Raw genomic sequence first — 22,804 nt, 5'->3', positions numbered from 1 at the left:
AAAAAAGGAGGCCGCTGGGCCTCCTTTTTCCTTTCCGCCGGACGCTGCCTTAGAACAGCACGCGGCTACGGATGGTACCGTTGACCTGCTGGAGTTTCTCCAGGGCCAGGTCCGAGTACTCGGCATCGACGTCGATCACTACGTAGCCGACCTTCTCGTTGGTTTGCAGGTACTGGCCGGAAACGTTGATGCCGTTGTCGGCGAAGACCTTGTTGATCTCGCTCATCACGCCGGGGATGTTGGCGTGGATGTGCAGCAGGCGGTGCTTGCCCGGGTGCGACGGCAGGGCGACTTCGGGGAAGTTGACCGAGGACACCGAGGTGCCGTTGTCGCTGTACTTGACCAGCTTCTCCGCCACTTCCAGGCCGATGTTGGCCTGTGCCTCGGCGGTGGAGCCGCCGATGTGCGGGGTCAGGATCACCCGGTCCAGGCCACGCAGCGGGCTGGCGAATTCCTCGTCGTTGGATTTCGGCTCGACCGGGAACACGTCGATGGCGGCGCCGATCAGGTGCTCGTCCTTGATCGCGGCGGCCAGGTGGTCCAGCTCGACCACTGTGCCGCGCGCGGCGTTGATCAGGATGCCGCCCTTCTTCATCGCGCGGATTTCCTTCTCGCCGATCATCCACTGGGTGGAGGGCAGTTCGGGAACGTGCAGCGAGACGATGTCGGACATGCCCAGCAGCTCGTGCAGGCTGCCGATCTGCACCGCGTTGCCCAGCGGCAGCTTGGTCACGGTGTCGTAGAAGAACACTTGCATGCCCAGGGCCTCGGCGAGTACCGAGAGCTGGGTGCCGATCGAGCCGTAGCCGACGATGCCGAGCTTCTTGCCACGGATCTCGAAGGAATTCGCCGCGCTCTTGATCCAGCCGCCGCGATGGCAGGAGGCGTTCTTTTCCGGGATGCCGCGCAGCAGCAGGATCGCCTCGGCCAGTACCAGCTCAGCCACAGAGCGGGTGTTCGAGTAGGGCGCGTTGAACACGGCGATACCGCGTTCGCGGGCGGCGTTGAGGTCGACCTGGTTGGTGCCGATGCAGAAGCAGCCGACCGCGATCAGTTTCTTCGCGCAGTCGAAGACCTCTTCGGTCAGCTGGGTGCGGGAGCGAATGCCGATGAAGTGCGCATCGGCGATCCTTTCCTTCAGCTCGTCGCCGGAAAGCGCGGTCTTGAGGTACTCGATGTTGGTGTAGCCGGCGGCCTTCAGCGTGTCCACGGCGTTCTGGTGGACACCTTCGAGAAGAAGGAACTTGATCTTGCTCTTGTCGAGAGAGGTCTTGCTCATCTGCGTAAACCTGTTGTCCCGGAGGAAGTGGCTGGAAAGCGAACTGCGCGAAGCGGGTCCGGCCGGCGCTGGCCGGCACCCGCAACTCGGCGCCCAGAGGCACTAAGCGCGGGGGGCGTATGCTAGCATGTTCTCCCTTTTCCTTGCCCGGTTGCGACCTGAGTTGTTCTCAGGACGACCATGAATCATTTGAGAGTTCCCGAATGACCCGCGAAGCCCTGATCGAATCGCTCAAGCCCCTGGTCGAGCCTGGCAAGCTGCTCGACGACGCCGCCTCCCTGGACGCCTACGGCAAGGACTGGACCAAGCATTTCGCCCCTGCGCCGCTGGCCATCGTGTTCCCCAAGAGCGTCGAGCAGGTCCAGGCGATCGTCCGCTGGGCCAACCAGCACAAGGTCGGTCTGGTCCCGTCGGGCGGTCGTACCGGGCTCTCCGCCGCGGCCGTGGCGGCCAACGGCGAAGTCGTGGTGGCCTTCGACTACATGAACCGGATACTCGACTTCAATGCCTTCGACCGCACCGTAGTCTGCCAGTCGGGCGTGGTTACCAAGCAACTGCAGACCTTCGCCGAGGAAAACGGCCTGTACTACCCGGTTGACTTCGCTTCTTCCGGTTCCAGCCAGATCGGCGGCAATATCGGCACCAATGCCGGCGGGATCAAGGTCATTCGCTACGGCATGACCCGTAACTGGGTGGCCGGGATGAAGGTCGTCACCGGCAAGGGCGACCTGCTCGAGCTGAACAAGGACCTGATCAAGAACGCCACCGGCTACGACATGCGCCAGCTGTTCATCGGCGCCGAAGGCACCCTGGGCTTCGTGGTCGAGGCGACCATGCGCCTGGAGCGCACGCCGAAGAACCTCACCGCTATGGTCCTCGGCACGCCCGACTTCGACTCGATCATGCCGGTGCTGCATGCCTTCCAGAGCAAGCTCGACCTGACCGCCTTCGAGTTCTTCTCCGACAAGGCCCTGGCCAAGGTCCTGGCCCGTGGCGACGTACCGCGGGCGTTCGAAACCGACTGCCCGTTCTACGCCCTGCTGGAGTTCGAGGCGACCACCGAGGAAGTCGCCAACGAGGCGCTGGCCACCTTCGAGCACTGCGTCGAGCAGGGCTGGGTGCTGGACGGGGTGATGAGCCAGAGCGAGCAGCAGTTGCAGAACCTGTGGAAGCTGCGCGAGTACATCTCCGAGACCATCTCCCACTGGACGCCGTACAAGAACGACATCTCGGTCACGGTTTCCCGGGTGCCCGCCTTCCTCAAGGACATCGACGCCATCGTCGAGGCCAACTACCCGGACTTCGAGGTGGTGTGGTTCGGCCACATCGGCGACGGCAACCTGCACCTGAACATCCTCAAGCCGGAAAACCTCGGCAAGGACGAGTTCTTCGCCAAGTGCGCGACCGTCAACAAGTGGGTGTTCGAGACCGTCGAGAAGTACAACGGCTCGATTTCCGCCGAGCATGGCGTGGGCATGACCAAGCGCGACTACTTGACCTACACCCGCTCGGAAACCGAAATTGCCTATATGAAGGCACTGAAGGCGGTGTTCGACCCCAACGGGATCATGAATCCCGGCAAGATCTTCGCCGAGTAGCAGGTGTCGCAACGCAGAGGGCCGGTCATCCGGCCCTTCTCGTCTGTGGCGGGCGCCACGGATGCCTTTCCACCCGTTCAGGAGTCGGTAAATGAGTTACCAGCATCAATATATCGACGGCACCCCGATCCACTTCCCCCTGGGCAAGCTGGTCTGCGTCGGGCGCAACTACGCCGAACACGCCAAGGAACTGAACAACCCGGTTCCCACCGAGCCGCTGCTGTTCATCAAGCCCGGCTCCTGCGTGGTGCCGGTGAGCGGCGGGCTGAGCCTGCCGCAGGAGCGCGGCTCGGTACACTACGAGGCGGAAATCGCCGTGCTGATCGGCAAGCCGCTGTCGCGCAAGCCGAACCGCGAGGAGGTCCTCGACGCGATCTCCGGCTATGCGCCGGCGCTGGACCTGACCTTGCGCGAGGTCCAGGCGAAACTGAAGGAAAAGGGCCTGCCCTGGGAGCTGGCAAAGAGCTTCGATGGCGCCGGCGTGCTGTCGCCGTTCGTGAACGCCGACCAGTTTCCCGACCCGACCGACATCGGCATCCGCCTGACCATCAACGGCGAGGTGCGCCAGGACGGCAACAGCCGCGACATGCTCAATCCGATCGTGCCGCTGATCCAGCACATCGCCGGGCATTTCTCGCTACAGGCCGGCGATGTGGTGCTGACCGGCACGCCGGCCGGGGTCGGGCCGCTGAACAGCGGCGACGAGTTGCTGCTCGAATTGCCGGGCGCCAGCCGTTTCGAGACCCGCGTGCTCTGAACCGCTGCGGCCGCCGGGTGCGGCCGGCCTCCCTAGCGCCGGCAGCGGAAACGACTGTCGGTCGGCTGGCCGACGCTTCGATTGACAGGCCGGGGGCAATGCCCTTTCATGGCGACGCCCAAGAAAACACCTGGCCAAACAGTCGAGCCTCGCCCATGTCCCTTGCCTCCAAGCTTCCCCGTTTCCGCTGGCTGCTGCCGGCGTTCGTCGTGCTCGTCGGCGTGGTGCTGACCATCGTCATGCATTGGGACGATCGCGCCGGCCTTTGGTGGAAGGAAAGCCAGGCCAGCCAGCAGCAGCGCGACGAAAGCATCTGGCTGCCGGGCTATCGGGTGGTGATCGACGCCAAGCCGTTGCAGGGCCTGGAGGAGGAAGAAACCTCGGACCTGGCCTACAACCCGGCAACCAGGACCCTGTTCACCGTTACCGGCAAGCGGCCGCTGCTGGTGGAGCTGTCGCTCACCGGCGACGTGCTGCGCACTATCCCGCTGCTCGGCCTGAGCAATCCCGAAGGCGTGGCGGTGCTGGAGAACGGCAACGTCGCGGTGACCGACGAGCGCCGCAATACCCTGACCATCTTCCATGTCGACCCGCAGACCGCCGAGCTGAGCACCAAGAGCCTGGCCGAATTCCCGCTGGGCAATATCGGCAAGAAGAACAAGGGCTTCGAGGGCATCGCCTGGGATCCGCGCCAGCAGCGTCTGTTGCTGAGCAAGGAGCGCGATCCGATGACCCTGTTCAGCTGGAAGAGCGACGGCGGGCCGAGCCTGAGCGGGGCGATGACCGCGCTACCGAGCGACGACCTGTACATGCGCAACGTCTCGGCCCTCAGCGTCGACCCGCGTACCGGCCATACCCTGGTGCTGTCGGCCGAATCGCATCTGCTGCTGGAGCTGGACGAGAAGGGCGAGCCGGTCAGCTTCATCAGCCTGCTCGGCGGCTTCAACGGCCTGGACAGCAAGATCCCGCGCGCCGAAGGGGTGGCCATCGACGACGAGGGCACCATCTACATGGTCAGCGAGCCGAACCTGTTCTACGTGTTCCGCAAGAAGAGCGGCGAGCGCCTGGCCACCAGCGACGCCGATTAAGCTTCGCTTAAGCGCCGATTAAGCCTGGTTTCAGCAAGGCTTCGTAGCCTGGACCCATCGAAACCAACTACGAGGCGTTACCCATGAAACTTCGTCACCTGCCCCTCATCGCTGCCATCGGCCTGTTCTCCACCGTCACCCTGGCCGCCGGCTATACCGGCCCGGGCGCTACCCCGACCACCACCACGGTGAAGGCCGCGCTGGAAGCCGCCGACGACACCCCGGTGGTCCTCCAGGGCACCATCGTCAAGCGCATCAAGGGCGACATCTACGAGTTCCGCGATGCCACCGGCAGCATGAAGGTGGAGATCGACGACGAAGACTTCCCGCCGATGGAAATCAACGACAAGACCCGGGTCAAGCTGACCGGCGAAGTCGACCGCGACCTGGTCGGCCGCGAGATCGACGTCGAGTTCGTCGAAGTGATCAAGTAAGGCCCTGAATCGAAACGGCCCGCCTCCCGGAAGAGAGGCGGGCCGTTTCGCGTTCCGACCGGGCGAAGTTGCGGGCGGGCTTACCGGTGAACCCCTTCGAAACCCTGTAGCACGTTCACCGCGTTGATCCCGATTTCCTCCACCGCGTAGCCTCCCTCCATCACGAACAGCGTGGCCAGGCCGAGCTTGCCGATGGCTTCGCCCATGCGCAGGTAGTCGGGGCTGTCCAGGCGGAACTGGGAAATCGGGTCCTCCTTGAAGGTATCCACCCCCAGGGAAACGATCAGGACGTCCGCCGCATAGGCCTGGATCTGCCGGATCGCCGCCTGCAGCGCCTGGCTCCAGGTCGCCCAGTCGCTGCCGGCCGCCAGTGGGTAGTTGAAGTTGTAGCCGGTGCCGACGCCGTTGCCCTTCTCGTCGGCGTAGCCGAGGAAATAGGGGTATTCGAAGCGCGGATCGCCGTGGATCGAGGTGAACAGCACATCGGCGCGGTCGTAGAAGATGTCCTGGGTGCCGTTGCCATGGTGGTAGTCGACGTCGAGGATCGCCACCCGCCCGGCGCCCCGGTCGAGGAAGGCCTGGGCGGCGATGGCGGCATTGTTGAAGAAGCAATAGCCGCCCATGTAGTCGGCCGCGGCGTGGTGGCCCGGCGGGCGACAGAGCGAAAATACCGAGCGCGCGCCGTTGGCGAGTTCGGACTGGCCGCTGAGGGCGACGTTGGCCGAACTGGTGATCGCCTGCCAGGTCCCGGCGGTGATCGGCGCGCCGGCGTCGAAGGAGTAGTAGCCGAGGCGACCGTCGATGTTGTCCGGCTCCGTCTGCCGCAGGCGCCGGGTCGGCCAGGCGATCGGCAGCATATCGTGGCTGCGGCCGGTGGCCAGCCAGTCCTGCCAGGCGTTCTGCAGGAAACGCACGAAACCCTCGCTGTGCACCCGGCGGATCGGTTCCAGGCCGAAGTCGCGCGGTGCGCGGACTTCGCCGAGGCCGACGGCCTTCACGCGGTCGAGGACCATGTCGGCGCGGCTGGGTTTTTCGAAGCAGGGGGTGAACTGGCCGCCGATCAGTTCGTGCCGGCCGTGGTGCAGGCGATGGTCGTCGCTGTAGATGGTCAGCATGTCGGGCTCCCGGGCTCAGTTCTGTTCGGAGAAGGTCACGGTCGGCGCCTTGCGGCGGAAACCGCCGGTATGCAACGCCAGGTAGGCGAGGCCGGCGGCGAACCAGGTCAGGCCGATCACCAGGGTCAGCGCCGAGAGGCTGGTCCACAGCCACAGGGTCAGGCCCAGGCCGATGGCCGGCACCAGCCCGTAGCGCAGCAGGTCGCGCGGGGCGCGGCGGCCGTCGAGCAGCAGGTAGCTGCGGATCACCGCCAGGTTCACCGCGGAGAACGCCACCAGCGCGCCGAAGCTGATCATCGAGGCCAGGGTGGTGAGGTCGATGACCACCGCCAGCAGGGAAATCACCGAGACCACCAGGATCGCGATCACTGGCGTCTTGAAGCGCTCCGAGAGGCTGCCGAACACGCGCCGCGGCAGGATGCCGTCGCGGCCCATGCTGTAGAGGATGCGCGACACCGAGGCCTGCGAGGCCAGCGCCGAGCCGGCGGCGCCGGCGACGTAGGCGGCGGTGAAGAAGCTGGCGAGGAACTTGCCGCCGGCCGCCAGCATCACTTCGTTGGCCGCCGACTCGGCGTCCTGGAATACGCTGCCGGGGAACACCAGTTGGCTGAAGACCGCCAGCACGGTGAACAGCAGGCCGGCGCCGACCGTGGTGATGACGATGGCGCGCGGGATGTCGCGTTGCGGGTCGCGGGTTTCCTCGGCCAGGGTCGAGACCGCGTCGAAGCCGAGGAACGACAGGCACAGCACCGCCGCGCCGGCCATCAACGGGGCGAAGCCCGGCTGGCTGCCGTCGCCGACGAAGGGCAGGCTCAGGTCCAGCGAGGGGATGCCGGCCAGGTGCTTGACCGCCATGGCGACGAACACCACGGCGAAGACGAACTGGGCGCCGACGATCACGTTGCTCATGCCGGCCACCGAGCTGATGCCGATCACGTTGAGCACGGTGACCAGGCCGATCGCCGCGAGCACGAAGACCCAGGCCGGCACCATCGGGAAGGCGATGTTGAGGAACAGGCCGATGAGCAGGTAGTTGATCATCGGCAGGAACAGGTAGTCGAGCAGCAGCGACCAGCCGGCGAGGAAGCCGACGCAGGGGCCGAAGCTGAGGCTGGTATAGGAATAGGCCGAGCCGGCGATGGGATATTTCTTCACCATGAAGCTGTAGGAAAAGGCGGTGAAGAGCATCGCCGCCAGGGTGATCAGGTAGGCGCTGGCGGTGCGACCGCCGGTGATCTCGGTGACTACCCCGTAGGTGGTGAACATGGTCAGCGGAACCATGTAGACCAGCCCGAAGAAGACCAGGGCGGGAAGCCCGAGGATGCGCCGCAGGCCGGTGCCCTGGGCGCTGTGGACGTACTCGGGGCGCTTGCCGCCGATGAGGATGCCGTTGTTGCGTTCGCTGGCCATGTTCCGCTCCTCGCGAAATGCCGTATCGATCCCGCAGGCGGCCGCTTGGGCGGACCTTTCCTGCGCCGGGTGAATGGACGGGCTAGTGGAAAACCGCTGGGGTTTCCGCCGGGTCGGTGGAAATGGCAGTGACGAGAGGGCGCGCGGCGTGTGCGGGCACGGGCGTTGGGGCGTCGATAGTGTTCATGGCGTTCTCAGGAAGCGTTCTTGTTGGATTTCTAGCTCGCGGTCGCGAGGTTCCCTTGGGCTCTGCCGGCGCCGTTTCCGCGGCTCCGGGCGACCCCTCGAGGAGGGCGCGGTTCGACTCTAGCAATCCGGTTTCGCCGGGGAGAACCCTGTAGACGGTCAAAAAGGGATCGAAATGGCCAAGCTGGCTGGCCGGCCAGCGCTGGCGCGAGCTGGCCGCCAGCGCCGCGTCGATTATTTCTTAAGCTTGGTCCAGACCTTGCTGCGCAACGCCAGGGCTTTCGGCGAGCAGAGCTTGAACGGCTTCAGGCGGTCGAGCTTGTCCTGCGGGGTGTTGATCGCCGGGTCGTCGAACAGTGCTTTCTCCATGAATTTCTCCGAGCCGACGATGGCGTTGTTGTACTTGGCGAAGTTGGAGGCGGCGGCGATGTTCTCCGGGCGCATCATCCAGTCGATGAAGACGTGGGCTTCCTTGACGTTGCTGGCGTCGCGCGGAATCGCGAAGTTGTCGATGAACAGCCGGATGCCTTCCTTCGGATAGACGTATTCGAGGCTGGCGCGTTGGGCGTGGGCGCGGTGGAAGGCGCCGTTCCACTGCTGGTGCATGGCGACCTCGCCGGCGGCCATGCGCTCGATGGTGCCGTCGCTGTTGTACATGGCCAGCGCCGGCTTTTGCCTGAGCAGCAGGTCGAGGACCTTCTGCGCTTCCCTGGCGTCCTCGGTGCATTCGTCGATGCCGAGGTAGTAGGTGGCGGGAATGAACAGTTCCTCGATGGAGTTCAGAGCCACCACCTTGCCTTTCAGCTCGGCTGGTGGTTCGAAGAACGGCTTCCAGCTTTCTTCCAGCCTGCCGCCCGGCACCTTCGCCGTATCGTAGCTGTAGCCGGTGGTGCCCCAGAGATAGGGAATGCTGTAGTCGTGGCCGGGATCGAAGCCAAGGGTCCGGAAGTTTTCCTTCAGATTGCCCAGGCTCGGCAACTGGCTCTTGTCGAGCTTTTGCAGCAGCCCCTCCTTGACGAATATTTCTATGAAACTGTCCGACGGCACCACCACGTCGTAGGCGCCGCCACCGGCCTTGAGCTTGGCCAGCAGCGTCTCGTTGCTGTCGTAGGCGTCGAGGGTGGCCTTGATCCCGGTGTCCTTCTCGAACTTCTTCAGCAACTCCGGCGGGTAGTAGTCCGACCAGTTGGCGAAGTGCAGGGTGCCTTCGGCGCGAGCCTGGCCGCCCAGGGCTAGACCGGCGGCGAAGAGCAGGGTGAGCGGTGTGCGGTAGGTCATGATGGACTCCTGGCGATCTTCTGTTTTTTCTTCGTGGAGGCAGGTTCTCAGCGGCGGCGTTGGCCGAGGTAGTACGACAGGGCGACGAAGGCGATGGAAATCATGAGGATGATCGAGGAAATCGCATTGATCTTCGGGGATATGCCCATGCGGATGGAACTGAAGATGTACACCGGCAGGGTGGTTGCGCCGGCGCCGGCGACGAAATAGGTGATGACGAAATCGTCCATCGAGATGATGAACGCGAGCATCGCCCCGGACAGCACGCCGGGCATCAGCAGCGGCAGGGTGATTTTCCAGAAGGCCTTCCACGGCGAGGCGTAGAGGTCGGCGGCGGCCTCCGCCAGGCGCGGGTCCAGGCCCTCCAGGCGGGCGCGGATCGGCAGGTAGGCGAAGGGGATGCAGAACACGATGTGGGCGATGAGGATGGTGAACAACGACAGCTTCAGGCCGATGAAGGAGAAGAACATCAGGGTCGCCACCGCGGTGACGATCTCCGGCACCAGCAGCGGCAGGCCGAGAACGCCGTTCATCAGGGTCTGCCCGCGGAAGGCGCGACCGCGCATGCCCAGCGCGGCGAGGGTGGCCAGGACGGTCGAGGCCAGGGTGGCGAGGGTGGCGACGAGCAGCGAGTTCTTCGCCGCGCGGAGGATTTCCGGATCGTTGGCCACCACCGCATACCATTTCAGGCTGAAGCTCTCCCAGAGCGTCGCCGACTGGCCGCTGTTGAAGCTGAGCACTACCAGCACCAGGATCGGGATGTAGAGGAAGGCGAAGAACAGCCAGGCGGCCTGGCGCACGCCGCTGAAGGTCCAGAGTGGATTGCGGCCGTTCATGGCTGGCCTCCGCCGGCGTTGGCCCGGAAGCGCAGGTTGTAGATCAGCATCGCCAGCAGGACGAAGGCCAGCAGGGCGAACGAAAGGGCGGCGCCGAACGGCCAGTTGTGCGCGGTACCGAATTGCAGCTGGATCAGGTTGCCGATCATCAGCGCCTTACCGCCGCCGAGCAATTCCGGAATGATGTAGCTGCCCAGGGCCGGGATGAATACCAGGATGCAGCCGGCGACTATCCCCGGCATCGCCAGCGGCACGATCACCCGGCGCAGCGCTTTCCAGCGGTTGGCGCCGAGGTCGAATGCCGCCTCCACCAGGCGCCAGTCCATCTTTTCCAGGCTGCTGTAGATCGGCAGCACCATGAACGGCAGGTAGGTATAAAGGAGGCCGATGATCACCGCGTTGTCGGTATAGAGCAGCCCCAGCCCGGTGTCGGTCAGGCCGATGCCTTGCAGGCCGGCGTCCACCAGCCCGCCGTTGCGCAGCAGCAGGATCCAGGCGTAGACCCGCACCAGCAGGTTGGTCCAGAACGGCACGGTGACCAGGAACAGCAGCAGGTTGCGCCGGCGTTCCGGCTGCAACGCCAGGTACAGCGCGGTGGGGAAGCCGAGCGCCAGGCAGCCGAGGGTGGTCAGCAGCGACAGCCAGAACGAGCGCTGGAAGATGCCCAGGTAGTCGGCGTTGAACACCAGGCTGTCGTCCAGGTCGCGTTCCCAGAGGAAATTGAGGTAGGCCTCCAGGCTGTGCTGGCCCCATTTCACTCCGCCGTAGTCGCCGGATTGCTGGATCGACACGGCGAACATGATGCCCAGCGGGATCACCAGGAACAGCACCAGCATCAGCATCGCCGGGCTGCTCAGCAGCAGGCGCCGACGCAGCTGCCGGCGTTCGACCGACTGTTGCGCGGTAGGTCGGCCGGCGGTGCTCATTCGGCGAGCACCCGGATGGCGGCGGCGGGAATCCGCACCCGCACCTTCGCCCCCGGACTGTGCGGGCAGCGTGCGCCGTCGCGGTTCTGCTGGCGCACGCGGAAGCCCGGCTGTCCGGCCACGTTCAGGTGGTAGACGGTATCGGTGCCGACATAGACGATGTTTTCCAGCACGCCTTCCAACTGGCCGTCGGCGGCCAGTTCGGTGCGCTCCGGGCGGATCGCCAAGGTCACAGCGCCGCTGCCCGGGGTCGTCGCGGCCAGCCGCTGGCCGTCCGCCAGGCGCACGCCGTCGGCGTCGGCCTGGCCCTCGAGGAAGTTGGTTTCGCCGATGAAGTCGGCGACCGCTCGGTTCAGCGGCGCCTCGTAGATGTCGCTGGGCGTGCCGACCTGCAACACCTTGCCCTTGCTCATCACCGCGATGCGGTCGGACATGGTCAGCGCTTCCTCCTGGTCGTGGGTGACGAAGATGAAGGTGATCCCGGTCTCGTGCTGCAGGCGCTTCAGCTCGATCTGCATTTCCTTGCGCAGCTTCAGGTCCAGCGCCGACAGCGACTCGTCGAGCAGCAGCACCTTGGGCCGGCTGGCCAGCGCGCGGGCCAGGGCGATGCGTTGCTGCTGGCCACCGGACAACTGGTCGGCGCGGCGCTTGCCGACCTCCGGCAGCTTCACCAGGTCGAGCATGCGGCTCACGGTGGCGTCGATCTCGCTGCGCGGGCGGCCCTGCATCTCCAGGCCGAAGCCGATGTTCTCGGCGACGCTCATGTGCGGGAACAGCGCATAACTCTGGAACACCGTGTTGACCGGGCGGCGGAACGGCGGCAGGCCTTCCATGTGTTCGCCATAGAGGCGGATGCTGCCGGAACTGGGCTGTTCGAAGCCGGCGATGAGGCGGAGGAGGGTGGTCTTGCCGCAGCCGGAAGGGCCGAGGAGGGTGAAGAATTCGTTGGCGTGGATATCCAGGGACACATCGTCAAGGGCCTTCAGGCCTTGGCCGGGGGTACCGAATTCCATGCAGATCCGCTCGATGGCTATCGCGCTGGTCATGCTGAATTCCATGCAGTCAAGCAGTTGTTATTGTTGAGGTTTTGCGGTTTCTGGGGCCCGCTTCACCTGCTGCGGTTCGATAATGACCGGGGCGCCGCGGGCGCAGAACGATAGATGCGGCCAATAAGGGATCGAACAGGCCAATCTGGTGGCGCTGGAAGAAGACTGCGGATGCTCTCTTGTCGTCTCTTTCGGACAGGAAACTCGGACCTGTCCGAGTCGCCCGGGCGGCTGGCTGACTTTAAGCTTGGCTTCAGCCTGGAGCCGTAGCTTGCGTAGGAAAGGTCGGGCGCAGCCCGTTTCCATACAGCGTACAGGCTCTATGCTATGACTATCCACGCCCAAACTCCCGAGCCGTTTTCCATGTCCCGAGCTTTTACGCCTCGCCGTCTGCTGCTGGCCGTCCTGCTGGTCGCGCTGGCCGCGCTGGTCCTTCTCGGCCAGAGCTTCCGCGTCTTCGACCGGGCCTGGTTCGCCGTCCAGGAGTGGCGTCACGCCGATGCCTGGAAAGAGCGCTCGATATGGCTGCCGGACTACCGCGTGCGGATCGAGGCGCAGCCCATCGAGGGGTTGAACGACGACGTTTCCGCGCTGACCTTCGATCCCGACCGGCGCACCCTGTTCACCGTGACCAACCAGCCGGCGCAGATCATCGAGCTGTCCTTGCAGGGCAAGGTACTGCGGACCATCCCGCTGACCGGCTTCGGCGACGCCGAGGCCATCGAGTACATCAGCCGCGGTGTCTACGTGATCACCGACGAGCGCCAGCAACGCCTGGTCAAGGTGCGCCTGGAGGACGACACGCGCTTCATCGACGCTGCCGATGCCCAGCAGCTTTCGCTGGGTATCGGCCTCAACGGCAACAAGGGTTTCGAAGGGCTAGCTTACGACGCCGAGGGCAAGCGCCTGTTCGTCGCCAAGGAGCGTGACCCGGTGCGCATCTACGAGATCCACGGTTTCCCCCACACCCAGGCGGACAAACCGTTCGCCGTGCACGTGGTGGACGACCCCGGGCGCGACAAGCGCCTGTTCGTCCGCGACCTGTCCAGCCTGCAGTTCGACGAGGGCACCGGGCACCTGCTGGCGTTGTCCGACGAGTCGCGTCTGGTAGTCGAGCTGGACACCGACGGCGAGCCGGTCAGCACCCTGTCGCTGCTGCGCGGCATGCACGGCCTGAAGCGCAGCGTGCCGCAGGCCGAGGGCGTGGCGATGGACGACCGTGGCGTGCTCTACCTAGTCAGCGAGCCGAACCTGTTCTACGTGTTCAGCAAGGACGAGCCGGCGCAGCCCTGACGCGGCCTACGGGGACGGCAGGAGCGTCCCCTGGCCCGCTCAGAACTGCCAGTTCACCCCGAGCGAATAGCCCGCCTGGTTGCCTTCGCTGTGGGCGAAGCGGCTGTTGGCTTCGGCGAAGACCCCGAGCTGCTCGGTGATTGCCAGTTGCGCGCCAAGCTGGGCGCGGCCGAAATCCTTGTCCACGCCGCCCATGTCGGCGACCCGGACACGCCCGTCGCCGCGGCTGGTCAGGTCCATGTCGTCCAGGCGTCCGTCCGCCAGCTCGCGGACCCAGCGCAGGCTGGCGTAGGGTTGCAGGCGCATCCTCGCGCCCAGCGCCAGCTCGCCGCGCAGGCGCCAGCCGAGACTCGCCTCCAGCGAGTCGTAGTCCTGCTTCTCGTAGCCGAGTGCGGTACGCAGGGCCTCGTCCTCGCGGAAGTCGTCGATGCGGTAGCGCATGTAGTCGAGGCCGGCCAGCGGCCCGCTCCGCAGTTCGCCGAAGCTGAAGTCATAGCCGCCTTCCAGCCGGGCACCCCAGGACCAGGCCGAGGTGTCGCCCGACAGACGCTGGTCGAGCAGCACCGGCCCGCCGGCGGCCTGGAGGTAGACCGAACGCTTGCTGTCGTAGCGGGTATGCCCGAGGTTCAGCTCGCCGGCCAGCCATTCCGGACCGCCGTCGTTGTACAGGCCGAACAGGCCGAGCTGCCAGGTGTCGCCCTCGATGCGCCCACCATGGTCCAGCTTGTCGCGGCTGCGCTGGAAGGCCAGGCTGCCACCAAGGGTCAGGGCCTCGCTGTAGCGGTAGTCGCCGAGCAGATGCACGCCGGCGCGCCTGGACTCCGGATTGCCAGGCATGTCGAAACCGCTGTCCGGCGAGACCTCGCCCTCCGCGCCCACCTCGCCGTCGAAGCTGCCTACCGGCCGGTTGCTGCCGAGCAGGGTCAGCCAGCGGCGGTCGTGCAGGCGGGTCAGTGCCTGATGCTGGCGCTGCAACTGGTCTTCCATCTGCCGCGCCAGGGCGCCGCCGGAGGCGGTGGAGGCCAGCAGGTCGGCGTTGGTCAGCTCCAGCACCAGGCGCGTCAGCAGGCGGGAAAAGTCGCGCATGCGTTGCTCGATGCGCTCCTGGCCGAGGGCGTTGGTCAGTACTTCCTTGTTGTCCTCGGCCGGGTCGTGCCAGGTTGAGCCGCCGGGAATCGCCGGGTTGTCGGTCTGCTCGTAGCCGTCCAGGTCGCCCAGTTCCCAGTTGGTCGCCTCGATGAACAACACCGGGATGTCCATCCCGTTGAAGCTTTCGCCGTCGCTGCAGCAGCCGGTACCCGTCGGGTATTCGGCGTTCAGGCCGGGGTTGGTGAACAACGGGATGTCCAGCTCGCGGGCGATGCGCAGGATCTGTTCGCGGTAGGCGCCGAGGGCCGGGCTGGACACGCTGTTGGAGCCGGCATGGGCGTACATCTTGTCGCCGGTGACCAGGCTGTCGAGGTTGATCATTCCCAGCAGGTTGGCGCGCTGGCTGGCGTCGAGGGACTCGACGTAGGCACGCGAACCGCGCAGGCCTTCCTCCTCGGCGCCGAAACCGACCACCTCGAGGCCGTTCTCCAGGGCGATGCCGCCGAGGTTGCGGGCGATCTCGGTGAGCACCGCCGCGCCCGAGGCGTTATCGTCCAGGCCCTGCAGGGTCGGGCGACCGTAGTAGGTGTCGTAGTGCGCGCCGAGTACCAGGAACTTCCCGCTGCTACCGGGCGCCGAGGCGATGACGTTCTGTGAACTGCGGTTGCCGGCCCAGGTGAAGTCCTGGCGACTGGTCTGGTAGCCGAAGCCCAGGCGCGACTGCATCAGTTCGCTGGCGCCGGCGAAGCTGGCGGTGCCGCGATAGCGGCCCGGGTAGTCGGTGATCAGGCGCTCCAGGGTCTCCCCGGCGTATTCCCCGTATTGGTAGGCGTTGGCGCCCAACGACAGCGCGGCACATCCCAGGCCTACAGCGACAGCTAATGGTTTGAACACGGCACTTTCCTCTGTGTCGGTACGATGGTGCATCGAATGATGCTCGCGCCGCGGAAAGCAGGATGCGGACCGTTTCATGTCCCGGTGGCACGAAGTGACGCCTGGTCGACCTGCGGTGTCGCCAGGCTGTAAGAAGCGTCGCTCCTGGCGATGGGCGGGAAGCTTCGTGCTGGACGTAGTGTTACCGGCGATGGCCGGTACTGGGGCGTGACTTCCCGTTTCGGGGCTTGGTAACCGCGAGCGGTCGATTTACAGTGCTCGCCCTGCCGATCTCCTGGATACCCGTCGCATGAACATTTTCCGCGAAGCCCTGCTCAACCGTCGCCTGAAGAAGGCCCTGGCACGTCACGGTTGCCGCATGGCCAGCGGGGTCGAGACGCTGCGCGACGGCACGCAGGTGACGCTGGAGCCGAACGTGAAGCTGGGCAAGGCGAAGATCCATTCGCCGGCACTGGAGGTCGGCGCCTATACCGACGTGGTCAGCGGCTGCGAGTTCTTGGAGGTGGCCAGCATCGGCCGCTTCTGCTCGATCGCCACCGGGGTGGTGATCGGTCAGCCGCGCCGCTCGCATCCAATGCACTGGCTGAGCACCCACGCCTTCACCGCCAATCCGAAGCTGTTGCGCAAGCCGTTGCAGCCCGAGCGCGAAGCGACCCCGGCGCGGATCGGCCACGATGTATGGATCGGGCGCGACGCGCTGATCCTCGATGGGGTGGAGATCGGCACCGGCGCGGTGATCGGCGCGCACTCGCTGGTCAATCGCGACGTGCCGCCCTACGCGGTGGTGGCGGGCTCGCCGGCGCGGGTGCTCCGTTATCGCTTCGCGCCGGAGCTGATCGAGCGACTGCTGGCGAGTCGCTGGTGGGAGTTGCCGCTGGACGTGCTTGGCGAATTGCCGCTGGACGATCCGCAGGCCTGCGTCGAGGCGCTGGAGCGTCGGCCGCCGCAGGCGTGCCAGGAGGCGCGGCGCTTGCGCATCCGGCACAAGCCGTTCGCCATCGAATGGCTGTCCTGAGGCCCGCAGCCGCCGCCGGTGTCGACGGCGGCCAGGGCTGGGTCAGCTTTCGTCGCTGAGACCGGCTTCCGGCGCTGCGCGCTTCACCGACTGCACGCCGGCTTCGGCGTTGGCCTGGCTGGCATAGAGCTGGCTCTGGCCGACGACCTGGCCATTGGTGGCCTTGAGCACGAAGTGGAACTTGCCGTTGCTGGCCGGCTTGACCTCGAAGGCACCGTCGCGCTGGGAGTTCTTGCGCACCGACTCGATGCCGCCGAGCGCCGAGTCCTTGGCCTTGTACAGTTCGCTGGTGAGAATGATCTCGCCGTTGGCGGCATGCAGGTTGAAGTGGAACTGGCCGTCTTTCGCTTTCTTCAGATGGAATTTGGCTGCCATGTCTAGCTCCTTGTTCACGGGGTGAGGCGGATCGCAACGGACCAGCCGTCTGCTGAGACACAGCGTAGCCGCTTTTGTTGCAGTGTCGCCCCGCACCGGTCATCGGCCTGGGGCGAGCGGGCTCAGGCCTTGAGGGTCTTGACGCCGTCGGCGGTGCCGAGCAGCAGCAGGTCGGCCGGGCGGGCGGCGAACAGGCCGTTGGTGACCACGCCGACGATGGCGTTGATCTTCTCTTCCAGTTCCACCGGGCTGTCGATGCGCAGGTTGTGCACGTCGAGGATGATATTGCCGTTGTCGGTCAGCACGCCTTCGCGGTAGACCGGATCGCCGCCGAGCTTCACCAGTTGGCGGGCGACGTGGCTGCGAGCCATCGGGATGACCTCCACCGGCAGCGGGAACTGGCCGAGGATGGGCACCAGCTTGCTGGCATCGGCGATGCAGATGAAGGTCTTGGCCACCGCGGCGACGATCTTCTCGCGGGTCAGCGCGGCACCGCCGCCCTTGATCAGCTCCAGGCGCTCGTTGCTTTCGTCGGCGCCGTCGACGTAGAACTCCAGCTCGCTGACCGTGTTCAGCTCGTAGACCGGGATGCCATGCTCCTTCAGGCGCCTGGCGGTGGCCTCCGAACTGGCCACTGCGCCGTCGAACTCGGCCTTGTGGCGGGCCAGGGCATCGATGAAGAAGTTGGCGGTGGAGCCTGTGCCGACGCCGACGATGCTCTTGCTGTCGAGGTGCGGAAGAATGTGGTCGACGGCGGCCTGTGCCACTGCCTGCTTGAGCTGATCCTGGTTCATCCCGGGTGCCTGTCTGGTTGCCTGGCCGGCCGTCCCGGCGGCGCAGGCGGAGGGTGCGCGCGGCCGGGGCGGCCCGGCGGGTTTCCGGCACGTCCTGTGCCGCTGCGATACGAAGGGACGAATTATAGCGGCCTGGCGTCCTCCGGTCTTGCCCCGGATGACCGGCAGTCGCGGTGTTTTCCTGCGGCACGCCGGTAGTCCGCCCGGCGGGCCTGGAGTAGACTCCGGGCTTCCGTGAAGTCCGCCGAACCGCCTCCGATGCTCGAACAATACGTCAAGAAGATCCTCACCTCGCGCGTCTACGACGTCGCGGTGGAAACGCCCCTGCAACCCGCCCGCCAGTTGTCCGAACGCCTCGGCAACCAGGTCCTGCTCAAGCGCGAGGACCTGCAGCCGGTGTTTTCCTTCAAGATCCGCGGCGCCTACAACAAGGTCGCGCAGCTCACCGAGGAGGAGAAGGCCCGCGGGGTGATCGCCGCCTCGGCCGGCAACCACGCCCAGGGCCTGGCCCTGGCGGCCAAGCGGCAGGGGATCAGGGCGGTCATCGTGATGCCCAAGACCACCCCCGAGATCAAGGTCCAGGCGGTGCGCGCCCACGGCGCCAAGGCGGTGCTGCACGGCGACGCCTTCCCCGAGGCGCTGGCCCACGCGCTGAAGCTGGTCGACGAGAAGGGCTACACCTTCGTCCATCCCTACGACGATCCGGACACCATCGCCGGCCAGGGCACCGTGGCCATGGAGATCCTCCGCCAGCAGCCCGGCCGCCTCGATGCGATCTTCGTCCCGGTGGGCGGTGGCGGACTGGTCGCCGGCATCGCCGCCTACGTCAAGTACCTGCGTCCGGAGATCAAGGTGATCGGCGTCGAGCCGGACGAGTCGAACTGCCTGCAGGCGGCCATGGCCGCCGGCGAGCGGGTGGTGCTGGGCCAGGTCGGGCTGTTCGCCGACGGCGTGGCGGTGGCGCAGATCGGCCAGCACACCTTCGACATCTGCAAGGACCACGTCGACGAAGTGATCACCGTCAGCACCGACGAGATCTGTGCGGCGATCAAGGACATCTACGACGACACCCGCTCGATCACCGAGCCGGCCGGCGCGCTGGCGGTGGCCGGGATCAAGAAGTACGTCGAGCGCGAGCGCGCCGAGGGGCAGACCCTGGTGGCGATCGACTCCGGCGCCAACGTCAACTTCGATCGCCTGCGGCATGTCGCCGAACGCGCCGAACTGGGCGAGCGCCGCGAAGCGATCATCGCGGTGACCATTCCCGAGCGGCCGGGCAGCTTCAAGGCCTTCTGCGAGGCGGTCGGCAAGCGCCAGATCACCGAGTTCAACTATCGCTACCACAGCGGCAGCGAGGCGCACATCTTCGTCGGCGTGCAGACCCACCCGGAGAACGACCCGCGCGAGGCGCTGGTGGCCTATCTGCGCGAGAAGGGCTTCCCGGTCCTCGACCTGACCGACAACGAACTGGCCAAGCTGCACATCCGCCACATGGTTGGCGGCCATGCAGTGAAAGTCAGCGACGAGATGGTGTTCCGCTTCGAATTCCCCGAGCGGCCCGGCGCGCTGTTCAACTTCCTCACCAAGCTCGGCGGGCGCTGGAACATCTCGATGTTCCACTACCGCAACCATGGCGCGGCCGACGGCCGGGTGGCGGCCGGGTTGCAGGTGCCGGAAGACGAGCGCCACCTGATCCCGCAGACCCTGGAGGCGATCGGCTATCCGTACTGGGACGAGACCGCCAACCCGGCCTACCAGCTGTTCCTCGGCTGACCCGCGGCGGCTCGCCGACACGGGCTGCTAAGCTTCACGGGCAGGTGATCTCCTTCCTCGGGAACTGAGCCCGCCCCCGGCCCCTCAAACGGGCCGGGAACACGGACAAGGATGCGCTGATGGAACATTTTCTCCAGATCAAGATTCTCCACGGAGTCGCCACCGTGCTGCTCTTCGGCGGCCTGCTCGGCCTGGCGTTCTACGCCTGGCGCAGCTGGCGGACGGGCGACGCGGCGCGGATCGCGCGCGGTTTCAAGCGGGTCCGCCTGATCGGCTGGCCGCTGCTGGGGCTCAGCCTGCTGGCCCTGCCGGTCAGCGGCTGGTGGCTGGTGCACCTGGCCGGCTGGCCGTTGGGCCAGAGCTGGCTGCTGTTCGGCGCCTGCCTCTATCTGCTCGGCTGCATCTTCTGGCTGGTCCTCGCCGGCCGCCTGGCGCGGGTCCAGCACCAGGCCGGCGCCGCCGAGACGGCGGGGGCCGCGCTGGGCGAGCAGACCCTGCGCGAGATCAAGGTGGGCCTGGTCATGGCCCTGCTCGGTGCGGCCAGCTTCATCGCGGTGGCGGTACTGATGGTCAGCAAGCCGCTCTGAAACGCCAACGAAATGGACTTCACCGGCCTTCGCCGGTTCTGTAGGAACGCATGCGTATTCTGCTGGTAGGCGCGGGAGGTTTCGTCGGGCGGCACCTGCTCCCGGCGCTGCTCGCCGCCGGACACGAACTGCTCCTCACCGCGCGCCGCCCGCCGGTCGATGCGCCTGCCGGCGTACGCTGGCTGGCGCTCGACCTGGAGCGGCTTGCGGAAAGGCCGGACAGCTTCGCCTGGCCCGCCGGGGTCGACCTGCTGATCAACGCCGCCGGCACCATGAGCCTCGACGAGGCGAGCATGGCTCGCGTCCAGGACAGCGGCGCGCGAGCACTCTTCGACCTCGCTGCGGCCCATGGGGCGAAGGTCCTGCAGATTTCCGCGCTGGGCGCCGGTGCGCACCCGGACGTGGCCTTCCTCGCCAGCAAGGCGGCGGCCGACCGCCACCTGCTGGAACTGGGCATCCCGGCGCTGGTGCTGCGCCCGTCCCTGCTGCTGGGGCCGGGCGGCGCCAGCAGCGCCTGGCTGGAACGCCTGTCGCCGCTACCGCTGATTCCCTTGCTGGACAATCGCGCGCGCCTGCAACCGCTGCATGTCGAGGACCTGGTCGGCGCGGTGCTGGCCTTGCTGCGCTGCTGGCCGGAGCGGGCGCAGGTGATTCCGCTGGTGGGTCCGCAGGCGCTGACCCAGGGCGAGCTGCTGGACGAGCTGCGCCGCGCCCAGGGTTGGCCGCGCGGCCGCTATGTGGTGCCGCCCGCGGCGCTTCTCGATGCGTTGGGCGGGCTTGGCCGGCGTGCTGGCTGGCGGACACTGAGTCCATCGATGCTGAAGCTGGTGCGCCACGACAACCTGGCCGACCCGGCACTCCTCGATGAGGCCTGCGGCTATCGTTGCGCGCCGCTGGCCAGTCGGCTGCTCGGCTGGCCGCAGGCGGCACGCAGCCTGGCGGCGCTGATGCGGCCGCTGATGCTGGCGGCCCTGGTGCTGATCTGGCTGGGTACCCTGGTCGCCTGCCTGGGGCCGGGTTACGGCTGGGGCCTGCGGATCCTCGGCGAGGCCGGCATCCACGGCTGGCCGGCGAGCCTGGCGGTGATCGCCGGGGCCCTGCTCGACGGCGCGCTCGGCGTCGGCCTGCTGCTCCGCCGCTGGCGTCGGCGCGCGCTGCTGGCGCAGTTCTGGCTGATGCTTGGCTACAGCCTGGCGATCAGCCTGATCCTGCCGCACTACTGGTACGACCCCTACATGGCGGTCGGCAAGAACATCGTGCTGATGGTGGCCACGCTCTGGCTGCTGGGCGACGAACCTCGAGCCAGGGAGGCCCGTGGATGAACCTTTACCTGCTGCTGAAGACCCTGCATATCCTTTCCTCGACCATTCTCTTCGGCACCGGCCTGGGGTCGGCCTACTACGCCCTGCGTGCCTGGCGCAGCGGGCAGTTGCCGGTGATCGCGGTGACCTTCCGCCACCTGGTCACCGCCGACTGGCTGTTCATCGCCACCACCGCGGTGTTCCAGCCGCTCAGCGGCCTGGCCATGGTGCATGTCGCCGGCTGGTCGCTGGCCCAGGGCTGGTTGCTGTGGAGCCTGGGCCTCTACGTGTTCGCCGGGCTCTGCTGGCTACCGGTGGTGTGGTTGCAGATCCGCGTACGCGACATGGCCGAGGCGGCCTTGCGCGAGGCGCGGCCCATCGAACCGCTGGCGTACCGCTACATGAACGCCTGGTTCATCCTCGGCTGGCCGGCCTTCATCGCCTTCATGGTCATCTTCTACCTGATGGTCAACAAGCCGGTCTGAGAGTCCGCTCGGCGCAACCAGAGCAACGCCAGGACCAGGAGCGCCAGGGAACCGCCCCAGTACAACCAGGCGAAGCCGCCGGGCCGCTCCAGCAGGAGGAAGGCCAGGGCCGGGCCCAGCGCGGCACCGAGGTCCTGGACGATGGAGTAGCGGGTCATGAAACCGACCACGTCGCCGGCGCGGGCCACGTCGGCGGCGAGGGCGTCGGTCAGGGTGGTGAGGGCGGTGGCGACCAGCATCACCAGCAGGGCGATGGCCAGCCAGGCGAGAATGGGCAGCCTGCTGGAAAGCAGGCCGAAGCTCATTGCGCCGACCAGTAGCGCAGCCACGTAGAAGCGCCGACGCCCGCGCGGGCCATCCGACCAGGCACCGAAGCGCCCGGCCAGCCAGGGCTCCCAGGACCAGCGCAGGGCCTGGATGATCCCGGAGAGGCCGGCGGCGCTGAGCGCCAGGCCGAGCAGGCTGACCTCGGTGCCGAAGCTGCGGGCGATCAGCGCGCTCAGGGTGGCGGCGAGTACGCCCTGGATCAGGAGCGCGGTGGCGAAGCCGCTGAGGATCACCAGGCCGCGCGGCGGCGGGCGCCTGGCGACGCTGGTGGCTGCCGTTGCGGCGGAGGTCCGCGCATGTCCGGCGGGACTCTCCGGCAGGTCGAAACCCTTCGCCAGCAGCGGCAGGCCGAGCAGTGCCAGGAGCGCGAAGGACAGCGCCAGCGCCGGCAGGCCGAGGACCGGCACCAGCAGCCCGCCGAGCAGCATGCCGACCAGGCTGCCCAGGCGGTAGAGGCCGTTGTACAGGCCCATGGCGCGGCCGCGCTGGTGGTCGGCGGCGCAGTAGACCACCGCCGAGAGCCCGCCGATGCGGAAGAACGACCAGCCGATCCCCCACAGTCCGCGCAGCAGCCCCCAGGCCAGGAAACCGCTGGCCAGGCCGTAGCCGGCGGTGCTCAGCACGCCGATGACGACCGCCAGGAGCAGGCCGGTCTTCAGTGCCAGGTGCTTGTACAGGCGGCCGATCAGCGGATTGAAGGGCAGGCGGATCAGGCGGTTGATCGACAGCAGCACGCCGACCTGCCAGAGCGCCTCCAGGCCGACCTCGTGCCAGTAGATCGGCAAGGCGATATAAAGCATCGAGTCGCCGGCCAGGCATAGCGCGGTGACCAGGGCGACGATCACGACCGGCCGCAGCGAGCCGGGAGCGGGGGCTGTGTGGGGCATCCTGGGGCCGCCGTGGCGCCGCCCGTCGGAC

21 protein-coding genes are annotated in these 22,804 nt (G+C 66.8%); 10 read left to right on the top strand and 11 right to left on the bottom strand.

What is annotated here, in order from left to right; all coding sequences use genetic code 11:
- Positions 1-49 precede the first annotated feature (49 nt).
- Positions 50-1,279, bottom strand: coding sequence for a phosphoglycerate dehydrogenase (gene serA / locus HMPREF3014_RS17810; protein ID WP_003112947.1), 1,230 nt, complete (start codon positions 1,277-1,279; stop codon positions 50-52).
- A 203-nt stretch (positions 1,280-1,482) separates the two neighbouring features.
- Between serA and HMPREF3014_RS17805 the strand changes: the two genes are divergently transcribed.
- The 4 genes from HMPREF3014_RS17805 (at position 1,483) to HMPREF3014_RS17790 (ending at position 5,156) form a co-directional block, all read left to right on the top strand.
- A complete protein-coding gene (locus tag HMPREF3014_RS17805; RefSeq protein WP_016263943.1) occupies positions 1,483-2,877 on the top strand; it encodes an FAD-binding oxidoreductase in 1,395 nt (464 codons plus the stop codon).
- Positions 2,878-2,968: 91 nt separating this feature from the next.
- Positions 2,969-3,634: a fumarylacetoacetate hydrolase family protein gene (locus HMPREF3014_RS17800; RefSeq protein ID WP_023083888.1), complete on the top strand. Its 666-nt coding sequence runs from the start codon at positions 2,969-2,971 to the stop codon at positions 3,632-3,634.
- 98 nt (positions 3,635-3,732) lie between these two features.
- A complete protein-coding gene (locus HMPREF3014_RS17795) occupies positions 3,733-4,722 on the top strand; it encodes an SdiA-regulated domain-containing protein (protein ID WP_003121726.1) in 990 nt (329 codons plus the stop codon).
- A gap of 83 nt (positions 4,723-4,805) precedes the next feature.
- Positions 4,806-5,156: a NirD/YgiW/YdeI family stress tolerance protein gene (locus HMPREF3014_RS17790; RefSeq protein WP_003084357.1), complete on the top strand. Its 351-nt coding sequence runs from the start codon at positions 4,806-4,808 to the stop codon at positions 5,154-5,156.
- 80 nt (positions 5,157-5,236) lie between these two features.
- On the opposite strand, the gene aphB is transcribed toward HMPREF3014_RS17790, so the two are convergent.
- The 6 genes from aphB to HMPREF3014_RS17760 all read right to left on the bottom strand — a co-directional run bounded on the left by aphB (position 5,237) and on the right by HMPREF3014_RS17760 (position 11,953).
- Positions 5,237-6,271, bottom strand: coding sequence for an acetylpolyamine amidohydrolase AphB (gene aphB / locus HMPREF3014_RS17785; protein WP_003110574.1), 1,035 nt, complete (start codon positions 6,269-6,271; stop codon positions 5,237-5,239).
- A gap of 15 nt (positions 6,272-6,286) precedes the next feature.
- Entirely contained in the window at positions 6,287-7,681 is a 1,395-nt protein-coding gene (locus HMPREF3014_RS17780; protein WP_003112951.1) for an APC family permease, read from the bottom strand.
- A gap of 420 nt (positions 7,682-8,101) precedes the next feature.
- Positions 8,102-9,145: an ABC transporter substrate-binding protein gene (locus tag HMPREF3014_RS17775; protein ID WP_003084365.1), complete on the bottom strand. Its 1,044-nt coding sequence runs from the start codon at positions 9,143-9,145 to the stop codon at positions 8,102-8,104.
- 47 nt (positions 9,146-9,192) lie between these two features.
- Positions 9,193-9,981 carry an ABC transporter permease gene (locus tag HMPREF3014_RS17770; RefSeq protein WP_003112952.1) on the bottom strand — a complete coding sequence of 263 codons (789 nt, stop codon included), beginning with the start codon at positions 9,979-9,981 and terminating at the stop codon, positions 9,193-9,195.
- Complete coding sequence (locus tag HMPREF3014_RS17765) at positions 9,978-10,907, bottom strand: ABC transporter permease (RefSeq protein WP_016263940.1); 930 nt, start codon at positions 10,905-10,907, stop codon at positions 9,978-9,980. Before HMPREF3014_RS17765 ends, HMPREF3014_RS17770 begins: the two co-directional genes overlap by 4 nt.
- Complete coding sequence (locus tag HMPREF3014_RS17760) at positions 10,904-11,953, bottom strand: ABC transporter ATP-binding protein (protein ID WP_016263939.1); 1,050 nt, start codon at positions 11,951-11,953, stop codon at positions 10,904-10,906. The genes HMPREF3014_RS17765 and HMPREF3014_RS17760 overlap by 4 nt, the downstream gene beginning before the upstream one ends.
- Positions 11,954-12,280: 327 nt before the next feature.
- Here HMPREF3014_RS17760 and HMPREF3014_RS17755 point away from each other — a divergent pair, with 327 nt between their 5' ends.
- On the top strand, positions 12,281-13,246 hold the full coding sequence (locus tag HMPREF3014_RS17755; RefSeq protein WP_014602377.1) for an SdiA-regulated domain-containing protein: 966 nt from the start codon (positions 12,281-12,283) through the stop codon (positions 13,244-13,246).
- A 39-nt stretch (positions 13,247-13,285) separates the two neighbouring features.
- Here the strand turns inward: HMPREF3014_RS17755 and HMPREF3014_RS17750 are convergent, their stop codons facing one another.
- Complete coding sequence (locus HMPREF3014_RS17750) at positions 13,286-15,229, bottom strand: autotransporter outer membrane beta-barrel domain-containing protein (protein ID WP_031633767.1); 1,944 nt, start codon at positions 15,227-15,229, stop codon at positions 13,286-13,288.
- A gap of 289 nt (positions 15,230-15,518) precedes the next feature.
- Here HMPREF3014_RS17750 and HMPREF3014_RS35320 point away from each other — a divergent pair, with 289 nt between their 5' ends.
- Positions 15,519-16,244, top strand: a complete 726-nt coding sequence (locus HMPREF3014_RS35320) for a CatB-related O-acetyltransferase (protein ID WP_016263936.1) — start codon at positions 15,519-15,521, stop codon at positions 16,242-16,244.
- A gap of 42 nt (positions 16,245-16,286) precedes the next feature.
- On the opposite strand, the gene HMPREF3014_RS17740 is transcribed toward HMPREF3014_RS35320, so the two are convergent.
- Both HMPREF3014_RS17740 and rpiA read right to left on the bottom strand, forming a co-directional pair.
- Positions 16,287-16,619: a YegP family protein gene (locus HMPREF3014_RS17740; RefSeq protein WP_003117874.1), complete on the bottom strand. Its 333-nt coding sequence runs from the start codon at positions 16,617-16,619 to the stop codon at positions 16,287-16,289.
- Between the two features lie 122 nt (positions 16,620-16,741).
- Positions 16,742-17,413, bottom strand: a complete 672-nt coding sequence (rpiA, locus tag HMPREF3014_RS17735) for a ribose-5-phosphate isomerase RpiA (protein WP_023086903.1) — start codon at positions 17,411-17,413, stop codon at positions 16,742-16,744.
- Between the two features lie 234 nt (positions 17,414-17,647).
- On the opposite strand from rpiA, the gene ilvA reads away from it, so the two are divergent.
- The 4 genes from ilvA (at position 17,648) to HMPREF3014_RS17715 (ending at position 21,559) form a co-directional block, all read left to right on the top strand.
- Positions 17,648-19,186, top strand: a complete 1,539-nt coding sequence (gene ilvA, locus HMPREF3014_RS17730) for a threonine ammonia-lyase, biosynthetic (RefSeq protein WP_071535072.1) — start codon at positions 17,648-17,650, stop codon at positions 19,184-19,186.
- A 119-nt stretch (positions 19,187-19,305) separates the two neighbouring features.
- Positions 19,306-19,773: a DUF2269 domain-containing protein gene (locus tag HMPREF3014_RS17725; RefSeq protein WP_003084389.1), complete on the top strand. Its 468-nt coding sequence runs from the start codon at positions 19,306-19,308 to the stop codon at positions 19,771-19,773.
- Positions 19,774-19,823: 50 nt separating this feature from the next.
- Positions 19,824-21,095, top strand: a complete 1,272-nt coding sequence (locus tag HMPREF3014_RS17720) for an SDR family oxidoreductase (protein WP_003084391.1) — start codon at positions 19,824-19,826, stop codon at positions 21,093-21,095.
- On the top strand, positions 21,092-21,559 hold the full coding sequence (locus HMPREF3014_RS17715) for a DUF2269 family protein (protein ID WP_003084393.1): 468 nt from the start codon (positions 21,092-21,094) through the stop codon (positions 21,557-21,559). Before HMPREF3014_RS17720 ends, HMPREF3014_RS17715 begins: the two co-directional genes overlap by 4 nt.
- Here HMPREF3014_RS17715 and HMPREF3014_RS17710 read toward each other — a convergent pair.
- Positions 21,532-22,773 carry an MFS transporter gene (locus HMPREF3014_RS17710; protein ID WP_016263934.1) on the bottom strand — a complete coding sequence of 414 codons (1,242 nt, stop codon included), beginning with the start codon at positions 22,771-22,773 and terminating at the stop codon, positions 21,532-21,534. The genes HMPREF3014_RS17715 and HMPREF3014_RS17710 overlap by 28 nt on opposite strands.
- Positions 22,774-22,804 lie beyond the last annotated feature (31 nt).

Source organism: Pseudomonas sp. HMSC065H01, from assembly GCF_001815235.1.
GTDB lineage: Bacteria > Pseudomonadota > Gammaproteobacteria > Pseudomonadales > Pseudomonadaceae > Pseudomonas > Pseudomonas aeruginosa.
The sequence above is the reverse complement of the archived record's forward strand: the minus strand, read 5'-3'. Positions and strand labels throughout refer to the sequence as shown.

Bases quoted from the DNA above. Each gene is read 5' to 3' on its own strand.
- serA (WP_003112947.1), bottom strand. From the start codon at position 1,279: ATGAGCAAGACCTCTCTCGACAAGAGCAAGATCAAGTTCCTTCTTCTC.
- HMPREF3014_RS17805 (WP_016263943.1), top strand. From the start codon at position 1,483: ATGACCCGCGAAGCCCTGATCGAATCGCTCAAGCCCCTGGTCGAGCCT.
- HMPREF3014_RS17800 (WP_023083888.1), top strand. From the start codon at position 2,969: ATGAGTTACCAGCATCAATATATCGACGGCACCCCGATCCACTTCCCC.
- HMPREF3014_RS17795 (WP_003121726.1), top strand. From the start codon at position 3,733: ATGCCCTTTCATGGCGACGCCCAAGAAAACACCTGGCCAAACAGTCGA.
- HMPREF3014_RS17790 (WP_003084357.1), top strand. From the start codon at position 4,806: ATGAAACTTCGTCACCTGCCCCTCATCGCTGCCATCGGCCTGTTCTCC.
- aphB (WP_003110574.1), bottom strand. From the start codon at position 6,271: ATGCTGACCATCTACAGCGACGACCATCGCCTGCACCACGGCCGGCAC.
- HMPREF3014_RS17780 (WP_003112951.1), bottom strand. From the start codon at position 7,681: ATGGCCAGCGAACGCAACAACGGCATCCTCATCGGCGGCAAGCGCCCC.
- HMPREF3014_RS17775 (WP_003084365.1), bottom strand. From the start codon at position 9,145: ATGACCTACCGCACACCGCTCACCCTGCTCTTCGCCGCCGGTCTAGCC.
- HMPREF3014_RS17770 (WP_003112952.1), bottom strand. From the start codon at position 9,981: ATGAACGGCCGCAATCCACTCTGGACCTTCAGCGGCGTGCGCCAGGCC.
- HMPREF3014_RS17765 (WP_016263940.1), bottom strand. From the start codon at position 10,907: ATGAGCACCGCCGGCCGACCTACCGCGCAACAGTCGGTCGAACGCCGG.
- HMPREF3014_RS17760 (WP_016263939.1), bottom strand. From the start codon at position 11,953: ATGACCAGCGCGATAGCCATCGAGCGGATCTGCATGGAATTCGGTACC.
- HMPREF3014_RS17755 (WP_014602377.1), top strand. From the start codon at position 12,281: ATGACTATCCACGCCCAAACTCCCGAGCCGTTTTCCATGTCCCGAGCT.
- HMPREF3014_RS35320 (WP_016263936.1), top strand. From the start codon at position 15,519: ATGAACATTTTCCGCGAAGCCCTGCTCAACCGTCGCCTGAAGAAGGCC.
- HMPREF3014_RS17740 (WP_003117874.1), bottom strand. From the start codon at position 16,619: ATGGCAGCCAAATTCCATCTGAAGAAAGCGAAAGACGGCCAGTTCCAC.
- rpiA (WP_023086903.1), bottom strand. From the start codon at position 17,413: ATGAACCAGGATCAGCTCAAGCAGGCAGTGGCACAGGCCGCCGTCGAC.
- HMPREF3014_RS17725 (WP_003084389.1), top strand. From the start codon at position 19,306: ATGGAACATTTTCTCCAGATCAAGATTCTCCACGGAGTCGCCACCGTG.
- HMPREF3014_RS17720 (WP_003084391.1), top strand. From the start codon at position 19,824: ATGCGTATTCTGCTGGTAGGCGCGGGAGGTTTCGTCGGGCGGCACCTG.
- HMPREF3014_RS17715 (WP_003084393.1), top strand. From the start codon at position 21,092: ATGAACCTTTACCTGCTGCTGAAGACCCTGCATATCCTTTCCTCGACC.
- HMPREF3014_RS17710 (WP_016263934.1), bottom strand. From the start codon at position 22,773: ATGCCCCACACAGCCCCCGCTCCCGGCTCGCTGCGGCCGGTCGTGATC.